Origin of the sequence: Oceanobacillus polygoni (genome assembly GCF_008304605.1) — a bacterium.
GTDB classification, from domain to species: Bacteria; Bacillota; Bacilli; order Bacillales; family Amphibacillaceae; genus Oceanobacillus; species Oceanobacillus polygoni.
The window spans coordinates 1-2,367 of sequence record NZ_PIJY01000040.1 but is presented as its reverse complement, the minus strand read 5'-3'; the positions used below and the strand labels follow the sequence as shown (position 1 = coordinate 2,367).

The window sequence follows — 2,367 nt, the reverse complement described above, 5'->3', positions numbered from 1 at the left end:
GGCTGATTTGGAATTATTTGCTCTTTCAACCGAAAATCCGGAATCAAAAGAAATGTACCAAAGGAATAGTAAAAAACTGCAAACTGCAATTGCTACAATCTCTTCTTATTTGAATTAGCTTTCTTTGTAAGCACTTGTCCGCATTGTTGGTTACTTTATAATGCTTATAACTGATGCAAAATGCGATATACTATTGGCTAATTTTCAAAGATGTGTCTTACTGGCGCCGTCCGGAATCACACTTGCGTTTAAGCACCTAATGTACAGCCTCCAGCCTACCACACCTCGGTGTATTCGGACACGTGATATTCTAAGCAGGAATCACCGCCCAGACTGGTTAGTCTAATACGGGAAATTTCATTGTCATTTCTTTCAGTTAATGAATTCTGTTATAGAAAAACGTTATACAAGTAGCCCAAATACACGTAGAATCTATCTCGAGGACAGTAGGTAAGACCCCTACAAGAGCAAGAGGCTACTGAACATGTACAATCCGTTCAGAATTGAATTCCAACTGATTCAGTATATCTTTACGTTCGATTAGTGATAAGGATGTAATCATTTCACCAGGATAATAAATAATATCGAATACACAATATTGAATTTGATATTGGCTCTTTTTTCTTTTGAATCGTTCCATCATTGCTCTCTATCGTAACAACTATATAAGTGGATCAAGAATCAATGGTCCAACATCCAGTTATTGCTATTCGTTCTTTGAATTCACCAGCTAATATTAATATACAAAACTAAACTAAAGCACCAGAAATTTTAATGACATGGTAATGTCTTCTTTAAACTTTCATATTTTTACGGTAACCTGTATTTAAATCCCAAAATTGGAAAGCTTAAATAAGATTGTTAAGTTAGATGTTAAATGTAATAACAAAAAAGGAACATCCAACAGATAATTTATGTGAAGGTGGGACATACATTGGAAATAAATAATATTCCAGGGATCGGTGACGAAATCTCTTTTAAGTCTGGGGTAAAGGGGGTTGTCGAAAAGATCTATCAGAATTCAGTGATGGTATCGGTTACTGAAAATACAACCAATCTGGAGTTTGAAGGAGATAAAACAGTTATTGGACATAAAAATTGTGAGATTATCTGATAAGTTTATAGCATTAAAAAGGCGCTTTCCCAATTTAAATTTGTATAAATGCTGAATAAATTCCTCATAAAAAAAGAATAAATTAGGATGCGTTAGGTTTATAAAACTTTTGACAGGTTTATTGAAAAAGCCGAATTTCCTTACCGTATGTTTTCCGCGTTTTGTTGGTGGTACCCCTTTATGTACAAATCTCAAGAAAGGACGTGAGAAGCTAATGAAGGAAATGACATACATAAGTCTCTTAATCATTTTAATTATCACTCTAGCCGGTTGTAATACGAACGATAGTGAAAAAAATGGCACCAGTACCAACGGAGGACCTCAGTCAGCAGTTAAAGATGGCACCAAACCTTACGTAAGGGGAGTAGGAAAGATTAGTGTTTGCGAATTACTTAGCTGAAAAGGATTTAGAGACCACATGTGAGTCTAAGGATTCCTTGAATTATTATCTAAAGGTATACATTAACGGGGCGAAGCGTGAATATCGTTGGTCTGCGTGTGATCAGAGCCCGGATGGTGTGGAACTTACTAAAATAGCGGAATATATTATTCAACAATCCGAAAACGAAAAGAAGCAAAGTGAAAAGCACGAAGTTACGTTTCAAGGTTATGTGCTCCAAGCGAAAGATGACATATTGTTAATCGGGGTTAGATTATGAATGGCTAAAAGATGAAATACAACATATGAACCTAGATGCCTACATCTTTGACTTTACCTTCTTAGAAGGTGTTAATACAGAGAATTTCAATCCAGGCGATAAAATCCAAGCACACATAGAAGGAAACATAAAAGGATCCAAACCAAGGAGAGCCAAAGTGAAGGATATTAAGAAATTAGAGTTTTCAAATGAAATAGAAGCACACTAATTTTCCTTGTAATGTTTTTGGGATAGCTTAGAAGTTATAATTTTATGCAACTCACGATGCTTTAATTTAACAAAACACAACTAATAAACAAATCTTATAATTTAGTATTTACGTTGAATACATGTAAATGATGTGAAACCTTTGATATTCCAATAGTTCTCACATCGAAGTTAAGATAATTGACATATTTACAACGTTAAGGATATTCCAGTATTAAAAATTCCCAATATCTCATTTATATCACTGAGATTGGAAATTATTCATTGTTGAAAACTAAAGTTTATATTCACCAAGAAAATTGATGTGCTCTTATCCTAACAAATTTTATTTAGGACTTACATGTATGCCTTCACTCTCTCGCCAATCTGCGTAAAGTATACGCTTTA

General features: G+C 34.2%; 4 protein-coding genes. 3 read left to right on the top strand and 1 reads right to left on the bottom strand.

Features of this window, described 5'->3' with window-relative positions; genetic code table 11:
• Nucleotides 1-7 precede the first annotated feature (7 nt).
• On the top strand, nucleotides 8-118 hold the full coding sequence (locus tag F1560_RS18020; RefSeq protein ID WP_425466047.1) for a DUF1657 domain-containing protein: 111 nt from the start codon (nucleotides 8-10) through the stop codon (nucleotides 116-118).
• A gap of 357 nt (nucleotides 119-475) precedes the next feature.
• Here F1560_RS18020 and F1560_RS18015 read toward each other — a convergent pair whose 3' ends face one another.
• Nucleotides 476-640 (bottom strand): ATP-dependent DNA ligase, encoded by a 165-nt coding sequence (locus F1560_RS18015; protein ID WP_187773767.1) that lies wholly within the window; start codon nucleotides 638-640, stop codon nucleotides 476-478.
• 294 nt (nucleotides 641-934) lie between these two features.
• Between F1560_RS18015 and F1560_RS18010 the strand changes: the two genes are divergently transcribed.
• Entirely contained in the window at nucleotides 935-1,114 is a 180-nt protein-coding gene (locus F1560_RS18010) for a DUF2187 family protein (protein ID WP_245347905.1), read from the top strand.
• A gap of 377 nt (nucleotides 1,115-1,491) precedes the next feature.
• Nucleotides 1,492-1,773, top strand: a complete 282-nt coding sequence (locus F1560_RS18005; protein WP_149476032.1) for a hypothetical protein — start codon at nucleotides 1,492-1,494, stop codon at nucleotides 1,771-1,773.
• The last annotated feature ends 594 nt before the right edge of the window (nucleotides 1,774-2,367 follow it).

Bases quoted from the DNA above. Each gene is read 5' to 3' on its own strand.
- F1560_RS18015 (WP_187773767.1), bottom strand. From the start codon at position 640: ATGGAACGATTCAAAAGAAAAAAGAGCCAATATCAAATTCAATATTGT.